Annotated in this window: 13 protein-coding genes and 1 tRNA gene; 3 read left to right on the top strand and 11 right to left on the bottom strand. The window is 59.2% G+C overall.

Going from position 1 to position 15,619, the window contains the following annotated elements:
- Nucleotides 1–35 precede the first annotated feature (35 nt).
- Nucleotides 36–120 (bottom strand) — tRNA-Leu (locus EL18_RS04490).
- Nucleotides 121–455: 335 nt separating this feature from the next.
- On the opposite strand from EL18_RS04490, the gene EL18_RS17470 reads away from it, so the two are divergent.
- Together EL18_RS17470 and trmFO are read left to right on the top strand one after the other, a co-directional pair.
- Nucleotides 456–596 carry a DUF1127 domain-containing protein gene (locus EL18_RS17470; protein ID WP_081871090.1) on the top strand — a complete coding sequence of 47 codons (141 nt, stop codon included), beginning with the start codon at nucleotides 456–458 and terminating at the stop codon, nucleotides 594–596.
- A gap of 201 nt (nucleotides 597–797) precedes the next feature.
- Nucleotides 798–2,219: a methylenetetrahydrofolate--tRNA-(uracil(54)-C(5))-methyltransferase (FADH(2)-oxidizing) TrmFO gene (trmFO, locus tag EL18_RS04485; RefSeq protein WP_036480197.1), complete on the top strand. Its 1,422-nt coding sequence runs from the start codon at nucleotides 798–800 to the stop codon at nucleotides 2,217–2,219.
- Here trmFO and EL18_RS04480 read toward each other — a convergent pair whose 3' ends face one another.
- The 5 genes from EL18_RS04480 to yajC form a co-directional block, all read right to left on the bottom strand.
- Complete coding sequence (locus EL18_RS04480) at nucleotides 2,220–3,971, bottom strand: DUF4153 domain-containing protein (protein WP_036480194.1); 1,752 nt, start codon at nucleotides 3,969–3,971, stop codon at nucleotides 2,220–2,222.
- A gap of 76 nt (nucleotides 3,972–4,047) precedes the next feature.
- Nucleotides 4,048–4,890, bottom strand: a complete 843-nt coding sequence (locus EL18_RS04475; RefSeq protein WP_036480191.1) for a phytoene/squalene synthase family protein — start codon at nucleotides 4,888–4,890, stop codon at nucleotides 4,048–4,050.
- Between the two features lies 1 nt (nucleotide 4,891).
- Entirely contained in the window at nucleotides 4,892–5,281 is a 390-nt protein-coding gene (locus tag EL18_RS04470) for an Mth938-like domain-containing protein (RefSeq protein ID WP_036480188.1), read from the bottom strand.
- Nucleotides 5,278–7,830 carry a protein translocase subunit SecDF gene (gene secDF, locus EL18_RS04465; protein WP_036480185.1) on the bottom strand — a complete coding sequence of 851 codons (2,553 nt, stop codon included), beginning with the start codon at nucleotides 7,828–7,830 and terminating at the stop codon, nucleotides 5,278–5,280. The genes EL18_RS04470 and secDF overlap by 4 nt, the downstream gene beginning before the upstream one ends.
- A 71-nt stretch (nucleotides 7,831–7,901) precedes the next feature.
- A complete protein-coding gene (gene yajC / locus EL18_RS04460) occupies nucleotides 7,902–8,237 on the bottom strand; it encodes a preprotein translocase subunit YajC (RefSeq protein ID WP_036480182.1) in 336 nt (111 codons plus the stop codon).
- 202 nt (nucleotides 8,238–8,439) lie between these two features.
- Between yajC and EL18_RS04455 the strand changes: the two genes are divergently transcribed.
- The gene (locus EL18_RS04455) at nucleotides 8,440–9,315 is read left to right on the top strand and encodes an ATP-binding protein (RefSeq protein ID WP_036480179.1); all 876 of its coding nucleotides are present in this window, start codon (nucleotides 8,440–8,442) and stop codon (nucleotides 9,313–9,315) included.
- 62 nt (nucleotides 9,316–9,377) lie between these two features.
- Here the strand turns inward: EL18_RS04455 and EL18_RS04450 are convergent, their stop codons facing one another.
- From EL18_RS04450 to serS, 5 genes are all read right to left on the bottom strand, one after another.
- Nucleotides 9,378–10,700 carry a sodium-dependent transporter gene (locus EL18_RS04450; protein ID WP_036480177.1) on the bottom strand — a complete coding sequence of 441 codons (1,323 nt, stop codon included), beginning with the start codon at nucleotides 10,698–10,700 and terminating at the stop codon, nucleotides 9,378–9,380.
- Nucleotides 10,701–11,142: 442 nt separating this feature from the next.
- Entirely contained in the window at nucleotides 11,143–12,684 is a 1,542-nt protein-coding gene (locus tag EL18_RS04445) for a peptidoglycan DD-metalloendopeptidase family protein (protein WP_036480175.1), read from the bottom strand.
- 98 nt (nucleotides 12,685–12,782) lie between these two features.
- Complete coding sequence (locus EL18_RS04440; protein WP_036480173.1) at nucleotides 12,783–13,433, bottom strand: protein-L-isoaspartate(D-aspartate) O-methyltransferase; 651 nt, start codon at nucleotides 13,431–13,433, stop codon at nucleotides 12,783–12,785.
- A complete protein-coding gene (gene surE / locus EL18_RS04435) occupies nucleotides 13,430–14,188 on the bottom strand; it encodes a 5'/3'-nucleotidase SurE (RefSeq protein ID WP_036480171.1) in 759 nt (252 codons plus the stop codon). Before surE ends, EL18_RS04440 begins: the two co-directional genes overlap by 4 nt.
- A gap of 98 nt (nucleotides 14,189–14,286) precedes the next feature.
- The gene (serS, locus tag EL18_RS04430) at nucleotides 14,287–15,576 is read right to left on the bottom strand and encodes a serine--tRNA ligase (RefSeq protein ID WP_036480169.1); all 1,290 of its coding nucleotides are present in this window, start codon (nucleotides 15,574–15,576) and stop codon (nucleotides 14,287–14,289) included.
- Between the last annotated feature and the right edge of the window lie 43 nt (nucleotides 15,577–15,619).

The raw sequence follows: 15,619 nt of genomic DNA, 5'->3' as shown, positions 1-15,619 counted from the left end.
CCTGCCGAATTCCGTGTTTCGGGGATGGCTCTGTCTGGTGCGGGTGGAGGGACTTGAACCCCCACGGCTTGCGCCACCAGAACCTAAATCTGGCGTGTCTACCAGTTCCACCACACCCGCTGCCGACAGCCAACGCTCCCGAAAGCGCGCGCCTCTATATCACCTGACCATGTGTGTTCAAAGGGAAATTGGCCTGGTGCAAGGATTTTTGGGAGCTTTTTACATATCTTCAGCATTGAGACGCTTCCACGGCCGTCTAGAGCGTCATCGATTCTTCATCTTCATTTAACCTGTGTGACGCGTCTCAGGCCGCTTTGTGACACTTTGATGTTGCAATGCACAATCTGCATCGCTGCTATGCAACATTGGCACTTTTACGCATGGCTCAATGGGCTTATCTGTCCATCGCAACGGGTGATCAACACCCCACACGAATTCTGAAGCGAGCAAGACAGATGAACATCATTCGCAATTACCGCAACTGGCGCCGTTACCGTCAGACCGTCAACGAACTGAGCCGCCTTTCCAGCCGTGAGCTCAACGACCTCGGCATCGCCCGCGGCGACATTCCGTTCGTTGCACGCAAGTCCCTCTAAGGACTGACAAAGAGATTTCGTCAGGATTACCTCCTCCCAATTCTGACGAATACGGCCAGCTCTCTCCTCCTCCCGATAGCTGGTCGACAAAAACGACACCCGCCGGACCTCCTCCCCCGGCGGGTGTTGTTTTTTTATCGGACGTTTCATGCGGCACACATGTGAATTGCATTACCGTTCGCTTTTGCCTATCTCCCCCACATGACAAACAGCTCCCCATACAAGCCAGTTCACGTGATTGGCGGCGGCCTGGCCGGCTCCGAAGCTGCCTGGCAGATCGCGCAGGCCGGCGTACCGGTCATCCTCCACGAGATGCGCCCCGTTCGCGGCACCGACGCGCACAAGACAGACGGCCTCGCCGAGCTTGTCTGCTCCAATTCCTTCCGCTCCGATGATGCCACTGCGAATGCGGTCGGCGTTCTTCATGCGGAAATGCGCATGGCCGGCTCGATCATCATGGCAAGCGGTGATGCGAATCAGGTCCCTGCAGGCGGTGCACTGGCTGTCGACCGCGACGGCTTCTCGGATGCGGTGTCAAAAGCACTGCAGGAACATCCGTTGATCGAGCTCGTGCGCGAGGAAGTCACTGACCTTCCGCCTGAGGAATGGGACCAGGCGATCATCGCCACCGGCCCACTCACCGCTCCCTCACTGGCAGAGGCGATCGGCAGGCATACGGACGAGGAAGCTCTGGCCTTTTTCGATGCCATCGCGCCCATCGTGCATTACGATTCCATTGACATGGACACCTGCTGGTTCCAGTCGCGTTACGACAAGGTCGGCCCCGGTGGTACCGGCAAGGACTACATCAACTGCCCCATGAACAAGGAGCAGTATGAGCGGTTCATTCAGGCGCTTCTTGACGGCGAGAAGACCCAGTTCAAGGAATGGGAGGGTACCCCCTATTTCGACGGCTGCCTGCCGATTGAAGTGATGGCAGAGCGCGGGCCAGAAACCCTGCGTCACGGTCCAATGAAACCGATGGGCCTCACCAATACTCACAAGCCCGATGAAAAACCTTATGCCGTCGTGCAGTTGCGCCAGGACAATGCTCTGGGCACGCTCTACAACATGGTCGGTTTCCAGACGAAGCTGAAATATGGTGCACAGGTCGAGATCTTCCGGACAATTCCTGGCCTGCAGAACGCGGAATTCGCCCGCCTTGGCGGGCTTCACCGCAACACCTACATAAATTCGCCTGCTCTGCTCGACGGTACACTTCAGCTGAAGGGCCGCGATGGCCTACGATTCGCAGGTCAGATCACCGGCTGCGAAGGCTATGTGGAGAGCGCGGCAATGGGCCTGCTCGCAGGGCGCTTTGCCGCGGCGGCGCGAAAGGGTGAAACTCTCACCCCACCGCCTGCAACTACTGCTTTCGGCGCGTTGCTCAACCACATAACCGGCGGCCACATCATCTCTGATGACGAACCCGGGAAACGCTCCTTCCAGCCCATGAATGTAAATTTCGGGCTCTTCCCGCCCGTGGAAATCGTGAAGCCGGAAGGCAAACGTCTGCGCGGAAAGGAAAAAAGCCTCGCACGCAAACATGCGCTGAGTGCACGCGCCTTGGCTGATGCACGCAGCTGGCTCGGTTTGCCACAACCGGCTGCGGCTGCGGAATAGTCAATCCCAATCCTGCCCGCGCAGGAACACAAGCGTCTCGAAAGTTTGTAACCTTCCATCAGCCGATACGAACGCGAATGCAGGGATGACGAGCATTTCACGCTCCTCATCCTCGCCAATCAAGCGGAGCACCCGCGAATCGCGATCTTCAAGTGCGGCAACATCCTGTTCCGCAACATGAAATCGAGCTGAATTGTTCTCCGTTTCAAGCAGGATCGAGTCTTCCGCCAGCGAGACGCGTATGTTCTTCCCGCTCGGCAGCGCAACATCCACCGGATAATCCTGCCTCAGTGAAAGCTGAGGCAGGAAAATGTCGAAACCGTATCCCTCGCTTCCCAGATATTCGCCGAGATCTTCCGCCAAAAGCGTTTCGCTTCGGCGCAGGACAAGTCTTTCGCGTTCGGGATAGCGAAGTTCGGGATCAAGGCCGTAGGCCCGGGCGACCTGTTCGTAGCCATCCGGCAGCACTTCGCCTTCGGCAGCCACCGGAGTCACCCGTTGAAGCGCACCCTGACCAGACAGATATCGCAACGAGGCCAAGGCTTGAAGCTCTTGCTCTTGCGTAAGCTGCTCATTCGCAATCGCGTTTCGGAATCGATCCTCCTGGCTTGCGACGGAAACCGCGCGCGCGCCCTGTGGCCCGAAACTGGCAAGGAATAATGCCGCTACGGGCAATGCAAGGATCAGGCGTATGTCGCCACGCAGGGTTGGAACGAGTTGAAGAGCAACCACCGTTGCGCTCACTCCACCAAAAAGCATCACCATATAGCGGTCTGGCGTAAATCCGAACGCGGCTACACGGACCCAAAGAGCCAGCGCTAATAGAATGAGGGGCACCACGAGAAACGCAGGCCAGAAGCGAAGAACGAACCGCGTAGGCGCGCGCGCCAGATCCAGAAACGGGTTGATCACCAGCAAGGTGCCGAAGAGGCAGAAGCCGTAGGTGAGAACCAGCCAGCCGATCTGGCCTGCAGGCAATTCGCCCGTCAGCACGATCTTTGCGGCATAGAGATGCAGGATAGCCGCATAGAGTATCAGCAATGGCGCAGCCACGAAGTCACCGAGCGCCCGCATGCCGCGATCCATCGCACCGATCTGGCTCAGCCGCGGCTCGTGGTCGAAATTTCGAGGAAGTTGTCCCAGTCCGAAGACCGGTGCGGCCAGCAGGCCCGTGAAGGCCCATACATACTGATAGACGCCCTGATCAATATCGAACCCGAACAGGAAGCTTAGTGTCGCAAGCGTCGCCGAAGTCCCTCCGGCAAAAAGAAGCAAGGCCAGCACCATCAGCATAACCGAGAAGGCTACCCGCAGGCTAAACATCCAAAACTGGCTGCTGTTTCCCCGCAGAGTGAAAGGGGCAACCAGAATCAAGCCTGCAAGCGCAGCCACGAGAGACCACTCCTGCACCCAGAGATAGGCTGGATCGAGCAGGAGCGCTCCCAGAAGCAATCCAAACAGCAGGCCGCTCAGATAACCAAAGCTTCTTTTGATCTGATGAGCCTCAGTCACCAATGTGCACACCAGTGCAGCAGCGGCAGCGCCGAGGAAAGCGGCCATCAGTTCATTGGGTCCGCGCCAGGGAAGAGCGAAAGATGCGTCCGCGATCTCCATGAACGCGCTGATCGTCGCCATACTCAGGAAAGCTATGGGCACGGGAAACCGCGACAGAGCCTTGCCGATACCGTCCTGCATTTCGCGCAGCACCGATTTCCAGCCCGTGGAGGCGATTTCTTCAGCCCATATCGTCATTGAAATGACCCTGCCGACAATATTGCAGACAATATTGCCCATACTGCTAGCACAAGCGACAGGCGAAATTACGGCACTACCACCCGCCCAAAGCGTTCCGCAACAAATGGATGTGATGCGCCAAAACGGAGATGCGAACCGGTTCCTGAAATGCTTTCGCGCCCAACCGTTCGGCGCGCGAAAAGACAGCACCCGTGCTTGCAAGTGGCAGATAGGCTGCGCGCAGGCTTTGTGGCAGGGAAGCGCTGTCGCGGCGGAATGTCGAGAAATGCTGACGACCCAACGCGATCAGTGCAGCCAATACGCGTTCAGCCGCAGCTGCCTGTGCCGGGTCGTGCAGTGCGACCTCTCCCGCTCCAGCCGCAGCACGGATGTCCGCGGGGATAAAGCTCTGACCACGGCGGGACAGTAGCGGCAGTTTGCGGATGATCTCGCTCACGCCTTGTGCGCAGCCCGCATGGCCCGCCAGTTGGGCATGCTCCCCCGCAATTCGCGGATCCAGACACAAAGATGCAAGCTGGATAAGAGCGGAGCGCGTCTCGCCCAGATAACCTTCAAGATCGTTGCGAGAAGGAATGGCATCGTCATAGAGGTCGGTAACGCGCGCATCCAACATGTTCAGAAACGGCTGGCGAGGAAGTTCATGCCGCTTGATCGTTGCCAGCAATGCTTCGGCCAGGGGGTTACCGCCTGCCTGTGCTTCAGTGTCATCCGCGATGACATCGCGCCACCACTGCAGGCGGATCTCGCCTGGCATCGGTTCACTGACCTTGTCGCGCACAGACCCTATTTCGGTGTTGAAAGCATATAGCGCGTAAAGCGCAGGCCGCTTGTCTTCAGGCGCATAGAGTGTGCTCAGATAGCGTTCGGGGTCTGCTGCCCGCACCTGCTCCATGGCATGGAGAAAATGGGCTTCCATCTCAATCGACCGCGATCAGCGCAGCAGCGACCGCCCGTTCCTCGGCGAGCAAGACGTTGTATGTGCGCACCGCAGCACCAGTCGCCATTGTCTCCACCGCTATGCCCTTTTCGCGCAAGGCGTCACGCAAGCCTTGTGGCAGGTGCAAGAGATCGCGCCCTGTACCCACCAGCAGAATGTCAATCTCCTCAGCCTCGGCCAGGACCGACTGGAAATCGCCAAGGTCCAGCGATCTCGCATCCGTGGCCTTCCAGCCATGTATACCCGATGGCAGGCAGAGCAGCGAGCCGCGATGGCTCATATCGGCGAAGCGGAAGCCGCCATTGCCATAGGCTTCGATAGGCGCTTTCCCGGGGAAATGCGCCTCTCGCATTTCGATACCGCCACTCATCCCTTGACCGCGACCTCCTCACCATTCTCCTCCGCATCCTTTGCTGCTGCGCCCGTTGGACGCAGACGGAACAGGATGAGAAGAGGACCAGCGACGAAGATCGAGGAATAGGTGCCGATAAGCACACCGAAGATCATGGCAGCCGTGAAGGAGCGGATGACTTCGCCACCGAACGCATAGAGTGCGATCAGAGCCAGAAGTGTCGTGACCGAGGTCATGATCGTACGCGACAGCGTCTGGTTCATCGACAGATCGAGAAGTTGCGGCATCGGCATCTTCTTGAAGCGGCGCAGATTTTCACGAATGCGGTCGTAGACCACCACAGTATCGTTCAGCGAGTAACCGACAATGGTCAGGATCGCGGCGATACTCGACAGGTTGAACTCGATGCCGGTGATCACGAAGAAGCCGATCGTCATCACCACGTCGTGGGTGGTGGCAAGGATCGCACCCACCGCGAACTGCCACTCGAAACGCAGCCAGATATAGATCAGGATCGCAAAAAGCGAGACAAGAACCGCGATGGTGCCGGCCCGCGCGAGTTCACCCGAAACCGTCGGGCCAACCACTTCGACACGGCGGAAGTCGTAGTCGGCTTCCAGCGCATCGCGGACTTTGGTGATGACTGTCTGTTCAGCCTGCTCGCCACCGCCCTGTGCCTGGACGCGGATCAGAACGTCCTTCGGATTGCCGAATTCCTGAACTTGCACCTCTCCAAGATTGAGTTCGGACAGGCGTGAGCGGATGTCCGAAATATCGGCGACATCCTGCCTCGCCTGCACCTCGATGGCCGAACCGCCCTTGAAGTCGATGCCATAGTTCATGTTCAGCGTCATGAAGAGCGCGAGCGCTGCTATGGACGCAATGGCCGACAATGTGAAGGTCATGCGGCGCAGCCACATGAAACCGATGGAAGTCGCCCCGGGGAGCAGGTTGAGCGGTGCGCGCGGCAACTCCTTCGGACGCTGCCGCTTCACCCACTGAGCAACGAGCCAGCGCGTGAGCGTATAGGCCGTGAACACCGTCGTTGCGATACCGATTGCCAGCGTCACGGCGAAGCCGCGTACGGGACCGGTACCCAGATAGAAAAGGATGATAGCCGCGATAAGGGTGGTGACATTGGCGTCAACGATGGTGCCAAGCGCTTTGGAAAAGCCGGAATCGACCGCCTGGATCAGCGAGCGCCCATTAGCGCGTTCCTCCCTGATACGCTCGAACACAAGCACGTTGGAATCCACCGCCATGCCCATGGTGAGCACGATGCCGGCGATACCAGGCAGGGTAAGCGTAGCGCCAAGGCCCGAAAGCAGGGCGATGATCAAGGCGATATTGGCGCCAAGCGCGACCACGGCAAATACACCGAACGTACCATAGGCGATGATCATGAAGGCGACCACGAGGACAGCGCCGATCATTGCGGCAATCTTGCCGGCATTGATCGAGTCCTGGCCAAGGCCCGGCCCGACCGTACGTTCCTCGATGACGGTCAGGGTAGCGGGAAGCGCGCCTGCGCGCAGTAGAACCGCCAGGTCGTTTGCGCCCTGAACCGAGAAATTGCCCGAGATCTGACCGCTTCCGCCCAGGATAGGCTCTCGAATCTGTGGAGCGGAAATCACCTGCCCGTCTAGAATGATGGCAAAGAGGCGACCGACATTTTCCTGCGTCGCCTGACCGAAGCCCGTTGCCCCTCGTGTGTCGAAACGGAAGGAAACGACCGGCTCGTTCGTCCGTTGGTCGAAACTCGCCTGCGCATCGACGAGGTTTTCACCCGAAACGATGATGCGGTCTTCGATAACATAGGGAACGGGCGGATCATCCGTGGAATACATCACGCTCGTGCCGACCGGCGGACGACCTTCGATGGCCTCCTGCGCAGGCATGGACTGATCGACCATCTGGAATGTCAGCTTGGCCGTCTGGCCGAGAATCTCCTTCAGGCGCTCCGGATCCTGAAGACCGGGCACCTGAACCAGAATGCGGTCGTCACCTTGACGCTGAATGACGGGCTCGGTCGTACCAAGCTCGTTCACGCGGCGGCTGACCACTTCGATGGACTGGGACAGGGCCGAGTTCAGCCTGTACTCGATACCCTGCTCTGTAAGCGAGTAGCGCAGGATCCCCTGCTCCGGCTCGCTGAGCGAGAACTCGGCGACAGCACCAGAGCCAAAAACACCGCTGGAAACGGGCTGGGTGAGTTCGGAAAGTGCTTCCCGTGCAGCATCGAGCTGGGAGGCATCGCGCACCCGCACCTGAACCGCCTGGCCATTGATGGCAAGGCCGGTATAGCCGATGCGTTCTTCACGCAGCGAACGGCGAACATCATCACGTGCCGAAACAAGACGCTCTTCGGTCAATTCGTCGCGATCGAGCGCCAGCAGGATATGCGAACCGCCCTGCAGGTCCAGACCAAGCGTCATGGGCTGCTTCGGAGCCCAGGTCGGCATTGAGGAGAACCAGGTCTGAGGCAGAATATTGGGCGCGGCATAGGCTATGCCCAGCGCCACCGCCAGCCAGATAAGAACCGTTTGCCAGCGAGGGAAATATAACATGCTGCCTCTTCCTGATTGCCAAAAGCGGCGGTGCTGCACCGCCGCCATATCTCGTCCCGAAGCCTGAGGGCCTACTTGTTGGCGGCTTTCTCGGCCGGCTCGCCCTTCACACGCACATCCGCGATCATGGAGCGAAGAGCCGTCACTTTGTTGCCTCCGCCGAGATCGACTTCGAGCTCGGTGTCGTTGACCACCTTGGAAACCTTGCCAACCAGGCCGCCACCCGTCACCACGGTGTCACCGCGGCGGATATTGGCAAGCATCTCCTGGCGCTTCTTCATCTGCGTACGCTGCGGACGAATGATGAGGAAGTACATGATGACGAAAATAAGGACGAAGGGCAGAATGCTGACCAACATATCCGGTGCGCCTGCGCCAGTCTGGGCATAAGCCGGTGTAACGAACATCTTGAACTCCCGCAATTGATGAAGAAAAGGCCGCTTGTGCGCCCCCGTAAAGGTTGGGCGGAATATAGATGTTCAGTAACGCTTTGCAACTCCATGCGACAGCCGCACACAGGCTTTCCTGCGCAACTGCGTGGCTTGCAACCACTTCACATCCGTGGAAAACCGTACCGCACGGTACGAACCACTGACAGGTAACCATCAAATGGCGCAGGATGCTCTGACCACACTGAACGCAAAGCTGGATCGACTGCTGTCCATCATGGAACGGATGGCACCGCCCGAACAGGCTGTCCCCGACTTCGATCGGGCTGACTGTTTCGTCTGGCAACCGGAGCGCGCCGAACTGCAACCCGTTGAACACGTAAACCGCATTTCCATCAGCCTGATCAAGGGTGTAGACCGTGCGCGCGACCTGCTGCTGGAAAATACCCGCCGTTTCGCGAACGGTCTTCCTGCAAACAATGCACTGCTGTGGGGTGCGCGCGGCATGGGCAAGTCCTCACTCGTGAAGGCCGTTCATGCCGCGGTGAATGAAGACGACAAAGTCGCCTCGCGACTGAAGCTGATCGAGATCCACCGCGAGGATATCGACACACTCCCGCAGCTCATGCACCATCTGCGCCAGGCACGCTTCGCGTTCATCCTGTTCTGCGACGATCTGTCCTTCGACATTGACGACAGCTCGTACAAGTCCCTGAAGGCCGCGCTGGAGGGGGGCGTGGAAGGACGGCCGGAAAACGTGATCTTCTATGCGACCTCCAACCGTCGGCATTTGCTGCCGCGCGACATGATCGAGAACGAACGTTCAACCGCGATCAATCCGGCTGAAGCCGTCGAAGAGAAGGTCTCGCTATCAGATCGCTTTGGTCTCTGGCTTGGCTTCCACAAATGCTCCCAGGATGAATATCTGGCCATGCTCGAAGGCTACATAGCCTTCTATGAATTGCCGGTTGCACAGGGTGAGTGGCGGCACGACGCGCTCGAATGGGCGACCACGAGAGGCAGCCGCTCGGGCCGCGTGGCATGGCAATTCATACAGGAACTTGCCGGGCGTCTCGGGGTCAGACTCAATTCCTGAACAGAAAGGGCGCTGCGATCGCCCGCAACGCCCTCTCGCGAACTCTCCGGTTCACATGATTGCTAGATCAGCCCGGCAATCAGGATCACCGCGATGGCCACAGGCGCAACGAAGCGGATGACGAACTGCCATGCACCGACCAGCGTGCCGCTGGCTCCAAGTTCCTGCACCACCTGACGTCGCAGCACCCAACCAGCGAAGATCGCGATCAGCAGGCCGCCCAGTGGCATGGTGATGTTGTTGGTGAAGAAGTCCAGAGCATCAAGCAGCGGCTTGCCACCAATCGTATAGCCGGACCAGACACCCATGCTGAGCGAGGTCGGAATGGCTAGAACGAAGCTCGCAAGGCTGACCCACAGCGTCACCGGCTTGCGCCGCGCAGGATCTCCTGCCGAGAAGTATGAAACCACGACCTCAAACAGCGCGACCGCGCTGGTCAAGGCTGCGATGGCGAGCAGGAAAAAGAACAACGCGGAGAAGAATGCGCCGAAGGGCATCTGCGCGAAGATCGATGGCAATGTGATGAAGGTGAGACCGGGGCCGGCGGACGGCTCGGCACCAAAAGCGAAAACAGCCGGCAGCACGACGAAACCTGCGAGCACGGCCACGAGCGCATCGAGTGTCGCAACGGAAGCCGCAGATCCCACGATCGCATCGTCCCGGCGCATATATGAGCCATAGGTGATCATCGCGCCCATGCCCAGTGACAGGGAAAAGAAGGCCTGCCCAAGTGCGGCAAGAAACGTGTCCCAACCCACTTTCGAGAAATCCGGCTTCAGGAAGAAGGAAAGCCCCTCGCCCGCACCGTCCAGCGTTACGGAACGCGCGGCCAGAACCAGCAGAATGATGAACAGGATCGGTATCAGATAGCGAGCGGCGCGCTCGATACCGCTGGCAACGCCACCAAGAACAACGAAGACGGTCAGCGCCAGGAATATCGCCGTGTAGATCACCGGCTCGATCGGATCGGAGATAAAGCCGGTGAACACGGCCCCCACCTCTTCTGTCCCGCTCGCCAGGATCGTACCCGTCAGTGACTTCACCGTATAGGCAACGGTCCAGCCGGCGATGACGATGTAGAAGGACAGGATGAGAAATGCGGTGAGAATGCCCATATAGCCCACCAGTGGCCAGGCACCGCCTGCACTCTCCTTGAAGGCCCGCGCGGCATCACGCTGGGTTGAGCGGCCGATCAGAAGCTCGGCGACCAGCAGCGAAAGTCCGATCGTGAAAACGATGGCCAGGTAGATCAAGAGAAATGCGCCACCACCATTCTCGCCGGTGACATAGGGAAAACGCCAGATATTCCCAAGGCCGACAGCAGATCCTGCTGCGGCAAGGATGAACCCCATCTTCGAGGACCAGTGTTCACGTGCTTGAACCATCGCTCCAATCCATTCGCGTGGCGTGGTGTGACCAAATTCGGTCTCGCATTGCCGTTGGCCTGACGCCAATACAGCGAACCACAGTTTCAACTGCCGTCCTCGTAGCACTCGAAGTGCGCTTCAAGAGATCAGGCGGCTTAGCTTGAATAGTGAAAGATTGATGTCCCAGCGCAGTGGGAACGATTATATTTCGTTCCGAAAAGACCTGCCTTCAGCAACATCGACTTTCGCGGAGCGCGCTTAGCACCGTGATAACGCAGCGGCAACCGTGCTCCGCGCTGCAAAAGCCCGTTTTGCACCTGTTAAGAGGCGCATATTGCCGCAACCGGGCCGAAAACGCCATGAAGCGGGCGGCCGATTGGGTCAGAGGCAGCCCGCTTCAGGCACGGCCACTGCTGGAGGTCAGCAGGCCGCTAAACCGATAATGTCTGGGGAACGTCGGCTATTCGAGAAACTGCATCGGATCGACAGGATTCGTGCCCTTGCGAACCTCGAAATGCAGTTTCGGACGGTCTGCATCGCCACTCATGCCCGAAAGAGCAATCTCCTGGCCACGCTTGACCTTTTCACCACGCTTCACGCGGATATCCGATGTGTGACCATATACGGTCACAAGTTCGTTCTCGTGGCGCACGAGCACTGTATTGCCGAAGCCCTTCAGGCCGTCACCCGCATAGATGACAATTCCGTTCTCCGCGGCTCGAACCGACGTGCCCTGAGGCACGGCGATGTCCACGCCGTCGCTTGAACGTCCACCCGCACCAGCACCGTAGCTGGTGATGACACGGCCGCGCACTGGCCAGCGCAAACGGTCGACGCCGGTGGATTGCGGGGTGAGCGCTGCTGTCTGTGCGTCGCTCTCTGCCTTCTTGGCCACATCGTCGGTAATCTTGGGCGGCGTATAGGCAGCCACCTGAGCGGAGCTGTCGCTCTCCACTTCCTTCGGCTTCACCGTCGTTGCGGTCTTGACCGGGTCAACGCCCGCGTTGGCAGCAACGACGCTGCCGCTGCCATTTGGAATGTTCAGTGTCTGACCGATGCGGATGACGCCGTCGCCGAGGCCATTGGCCTGCTTGATTGCGTCTACACTGGCACCGGTTTTGCGAGCCACGCCATAGAGCGTATCGCCAGCAACCACCGTATAGCGACCCTGATCGGAAGATGCCGTCGCTTCAGCTGGCGCCTTGGCAACCGGCTCCGGCTTTGACGGCACGCTTGCAACCGCCTGGATCTGCGGGCGCTGCTCTGGTTCCGGCACGGGCTTTTTTGAAGCAACCGCAGCTGGTGCGGGAGCAGTCGCGGCACCGGCACCCGGGATCACTAACGTCTGGCCGATCATCAGCCCGCGCGGTTCGCTCATGCCATTGGCGCTCATCAGCGCGGAAACGGGAACATTGAAGCGACGCGCAAGACCGTAGAGCGTGTCACCTTCGGAGACAGTAATCCTGCGTGTTGCGGCACTGGCTACGGTGGTCGTTGCGGCAGTCGCGACCGAACCGGTCGAGCGACTGTCGATATTGGCAGGCGCTGCCTGTGCGGGCGCAGGCATTGTTGCCGATGCTGCCGAAGCAACCTGTTGCGGCGCGGGCTGCGCCTGCACAGATTGAGGTGCTGGAAGCGGCTGGCTGGTCACGGTGGAATTCCGGGCTGCTGCTGCCGTATAGACCGGCTGCTGCGCCGTGCTGGGACTTGGAAGATTCGCGACTGCCCTGTTCTGCAGGATACCACCACCTCCGACAGGAAGACTTGGCCGGACAATCTTCATGCCCGGACGACCGGCACTGCGCCGCGTGGTGTGCGCCACATCACCCGGATAGGGCTGGTTTGCCGGTGCATAACTGGTGGCCTGTGCGGTCGAATTCGTGACCAGACCATCGGTGAGGTTAGCCGCGCTGCCGCAACCGACAACGGTTCCGCCGACGACACACACGGCAACACCGCGTGCCAGCGTGCGGCTTAGATGACCTGTGATGCCCAGAAACATAGAACCTACCCGCGTACCCATTACCTCTAACTGGATGGGATTAAAGCGCGTTAATGTTACTGGTCGGTTAAATCTGCCGAAGAATGATCGGCATAAATTCAGATTGCCTCGGCCACACCGGCTGCAAGTGGCTGGAGCCTCGTGGTCTCAAGCTCCACCTTCTCGAAACGACTCCCCACCTTGGTCAGATGTGTCATGGTCTGCACATCCTCCCCCGGCCCGATCGGAGCGATCATGATGCCCCCACTGGTGAGCTGATCGACGAATTTTCGTGGCAGTTCCTCGAACGAAGCCCAGACGATGATGCGATCGAACGGACCTTCCGCCGCTCCTTCGCGCCCATCGGATTGCCTGGCGACGATGTTGGTCAGACCGAGATGCTCGTGGCGTAACTGGGCCTGCTGGATCAGCGTCTTGTAGCGATCGAGAGTAAGGACCTTGTCGCAAAGCCGCGCCATGACCGCTGACGTGTATCCCGACCCCGTTCCGATCTCGAGAAGCCGGTTGCCCGGCTGAAGATCAAGTGCGGCAATCATGGCGGCCTGGAAATCGCAGGCTTCCAGGGTCTCTCCACACGCGATCGGAACGGTGCGGTTCGACCAGACCGCATCACGGAATTCGGCGGGCACGAAACTCGCGCGTGGTGTGTTTTCAATTGCCTCGAAGAGTGCCTTCGATCCTATGCCCCGTGCGCGCATGCGCAGCATCAGGGCCGCAAACCCCTCCCTGTCGCTGCCGGTCTCGCTCATTTCAATACCTTGGCCAGTTCCTGACGAACCTCATGAGCGGTAAGATCGAGATGCAGCGGCGTAACGGATATGTAGCCGTCACGAACGGCAGCCTGATCGCTTCCCTCCCGCACTTCCGACTGCTTGCGGCCAAAGCGCAGCCAGTAATAGGGAAAGCCTCTACCGTCCTTTCGTTCATCGATCCACAGCCCGTGGATCAGTTTGCCCTGAGCCGTCACCTGCGTGCCTTTTGCATCCTCAGGACGACAATTGGGGAAGTTGACGTTCAAAAACACGCCTTCGGGAAGATCGGTCTTCACGAGCTTGCGCAGAAGATCAGGCGCCAGCGTTTCGGCAACATCCCACGGCACGAAGCGGCTTTCGTCGGTAAAGTCGTAGGCCTGGCTAAGCGCAATCGAACGGATGCCGAGAAGCGTTCCTTCCATGGCTCCGGCCACTGTACCCGAATAGGTGACATCATCGGCGATATTGGTGCCATTGTTGATGCCTGAAAGGATGAGATCGGGCGGGCTGTCCATAACCTTGGTGACAGCCATGATCACGCAATCGGTCGGGGTGCCGCGCAATGCAAAATGGCGATCATCGATCTTGCGCATGCGAAGCGGCTCGGACAGCGAGAGCGAATGGGCGAAGCCGGACTGGTCGGTCTCGGGCGCCACCACCCAGACATCATCACTCAGAGTGCGGGCAACGCGCTCCAGAACCTGCAAACCTTCAGCATGGATGCCGTCGTCATTCGTCAACAGAATGCGCAATGTTCAGTCCCCTCGCCCATGATTCGCAATCGTGCAACAACGGCTGATGCTGCCCGCACCGAAGCCAAATGGAAAGACACGGGCTTGATGACAAGCGCCTATCCGCCGATCTTTTCCACCCCGCCCATATAGGGACGCAGCGCCGTCGGCACCGTGATCGAACCATCCGCGTTCTGATAGTTTTCCATGACCGCAATGAGCGCGCGGCCAAGAGCAGTGCCCGAACCGTTCAGCGTGTGCACGAACTGCGTCTGCTTCTCGCCGCTCGCGCGATGGCGCGCATTCATGCGACGCCCCTGGAAGTCACCGCAGACGGAGCAGGATGAAATTTCGCGATAGGCATTCTGGCCCGGCAGCCAAACCTCGATGTCATAGGTCTTTCGTGCACCAAACCCCATGTCCCCCGTGCAAAGGGTCATGGTGCGGAAAGGCAGTTCCAGCTTTTTCAGAACCGTCTCGGCGCATTCGGTCATCCGCTCATGCTCGGCGATTGCGCTGTCCGCATCCGTGATCGAGACCAGCTCGACCTTGTAGAACTGGTGCTGACGCAACATGCCACGCGTGTCGCGTCCCGCAGAACCGGCCTCGGAACGGAAGCACGGCGTGAGCGCGGTAAAGCGCAGCGGTAGCTTCTCTTTCTCCAGAATCTCTTCACGCACCAGATTGGTGAGCGGCACTTCGGCAGTCGGGATCAGCCAATGATGGTCACCGGCCTTGAAGAGATCCTCGGAAAATTTCGGCAACTGCCCGGTGCCGAAAAGCGCATCGTCACGCACCAGTAGCGGCGGCTGCACTTCCGTATATCCGTGCTCCTGCGTGTGCAGATCGAGCATGAATTGGCCGAGCGCACGCTCAAGACGCGCAAGTGGACCGGAAAGAACGGTAAAGCGCGCACCGGAAAGCCTCGCCGCACGCTCGAAATCCATCATGCCGAGCGCCTCGCCAAGCTCGTAATGCTCCTTTGCACCATCCATCTCTCTTGGCTCGCCAAAGCGGCGCAACTCGACATTGTCATTCTCGTCGGCACCAACCGGAACATCTTCCAGCGGCACATTGGGGATACCGGCCAAGATATTGAGAAGATTCGCATCCAGGTCCCGCTCGGCAGCCTCGCCTTCCTGTACGAAGCGCTTCAGTTCTCCGACCTCGGCCTTGAGTGCCTCGGCCTTCTCTTTGTCACCAGCGCCCATGGCCTGGCCGATTTCCTTGGAGATCGTCTTCTGACGCGACTGGGCTTCCTGCAATTTTGTGAGGTGGGAACGGCGCGCCTCGTCGGCCTCAAGCACGGATTGTACCAGGCTCGAGGCCTCGTCGGCCTGCGCTCCACGCTTGATGAGGGCCTGTTCAAGGCCTTGCGGGTTTTCGCGTATCCACTTGATGTCGAGCATGTTCTTTCCGGCGTGCGAGGCGTGAAATTGAGCCCGCACGGCG

It is taken from the genome of Nitratireductor basaltis, assembly GCF_000733725.1.
GTDB lineage: Bacteria > Pseudomonadota > Alphaproteobacteria > Rhizobiales > Rhizobiaceae > Chelativorans > Chelativorans basaltis.
This window is presented reverse-complemented; position numbering and strand designations above follow the sequence as displayed.

Bases quoted from the DNA above. Each gene is read 5' to 3' on its own strand.
- EL18_RS17470 (WP_081871090.1), top strand. From the start codon at position 456: ATGAACATCATTCGCAATTACCGCAACTGGCGCCGTTACCGTCAGACC.
- trmFO (WP_036480197.1), top strand. From the start codon at position 798: ATGACAAACAGCTCCCCATACAAGCCAGTTCACGTGATTGGCGGCGGC.
- EL18_RS04480 (WP_036480194.1), bottom strand. From the start codon at position 3,971: ATGACGATATGGGCTGAAGAAATCGCCTCCACGGGCTGGAAATCGGTG.
- EL18_RS04475 (WP_036480191.1), bottom strand. From the start codon at position 4,890: ATGGAAGCCCATTTTCTCCATGCCATGGAGCAGGTGCGGGCAGCAGAC.
- EL18_RS04470 (WP_036480188.1), bottom strand. From the start codon at position 5,281: ATGAGTGGCGGTATCGAAATGCGAGAGGCGCATTTCCCCGGGAAAGCG.
- secDF (WP_036480185.1), bottom strand. From the start codon at position 7,830: ATGTTATATTTCCCTCGCTGGCAAACGGTTCTTATCTGGCTGGCGGTG.
- yajC (WP_036480182.1), bottom strand. From the start codon at position 8,237: ATGTTCGTTACACCGGCTTATGCCCAGACTGGCGCAGGCGCACCGGAT.
- EL18_RS04455 (WP_036480179.1), top strand. From the start codon at position 8,440: ATGGCGCAGGATGCTCTGACCACACTGAACGCAAAGCTGGATCGACTG.
- EL18_RS04450 (WP_036480177.1), bottom strand. From the start codon at position 10,700: ATGGTTCAAGCACGTGAACACTGGTCCTCGAAGATGGGGTTCATCCTT.
- EL18_RS04445 (WP_036480175.1), bottom strand. From the start codon at position 12,684: ATGTTTCTGGGCATCACAGGTCATCTAAGCCGCACGCTGGCACGCGGT.
- EL18_RS04440 (WP_036480173.1), bottom strand. From the start codon at position 13,433: ATGAGCGAGACCGGCAGCGACAGGGAGGGGTTTGCGGCCCTGATGCTG.
- serS (WP_036480169.1), bottom strand. From the start codon at position 15,576: ATGCTCGACATCAAGTGGATACGCGAAAACCCGCAAGGCCTTGAACAG.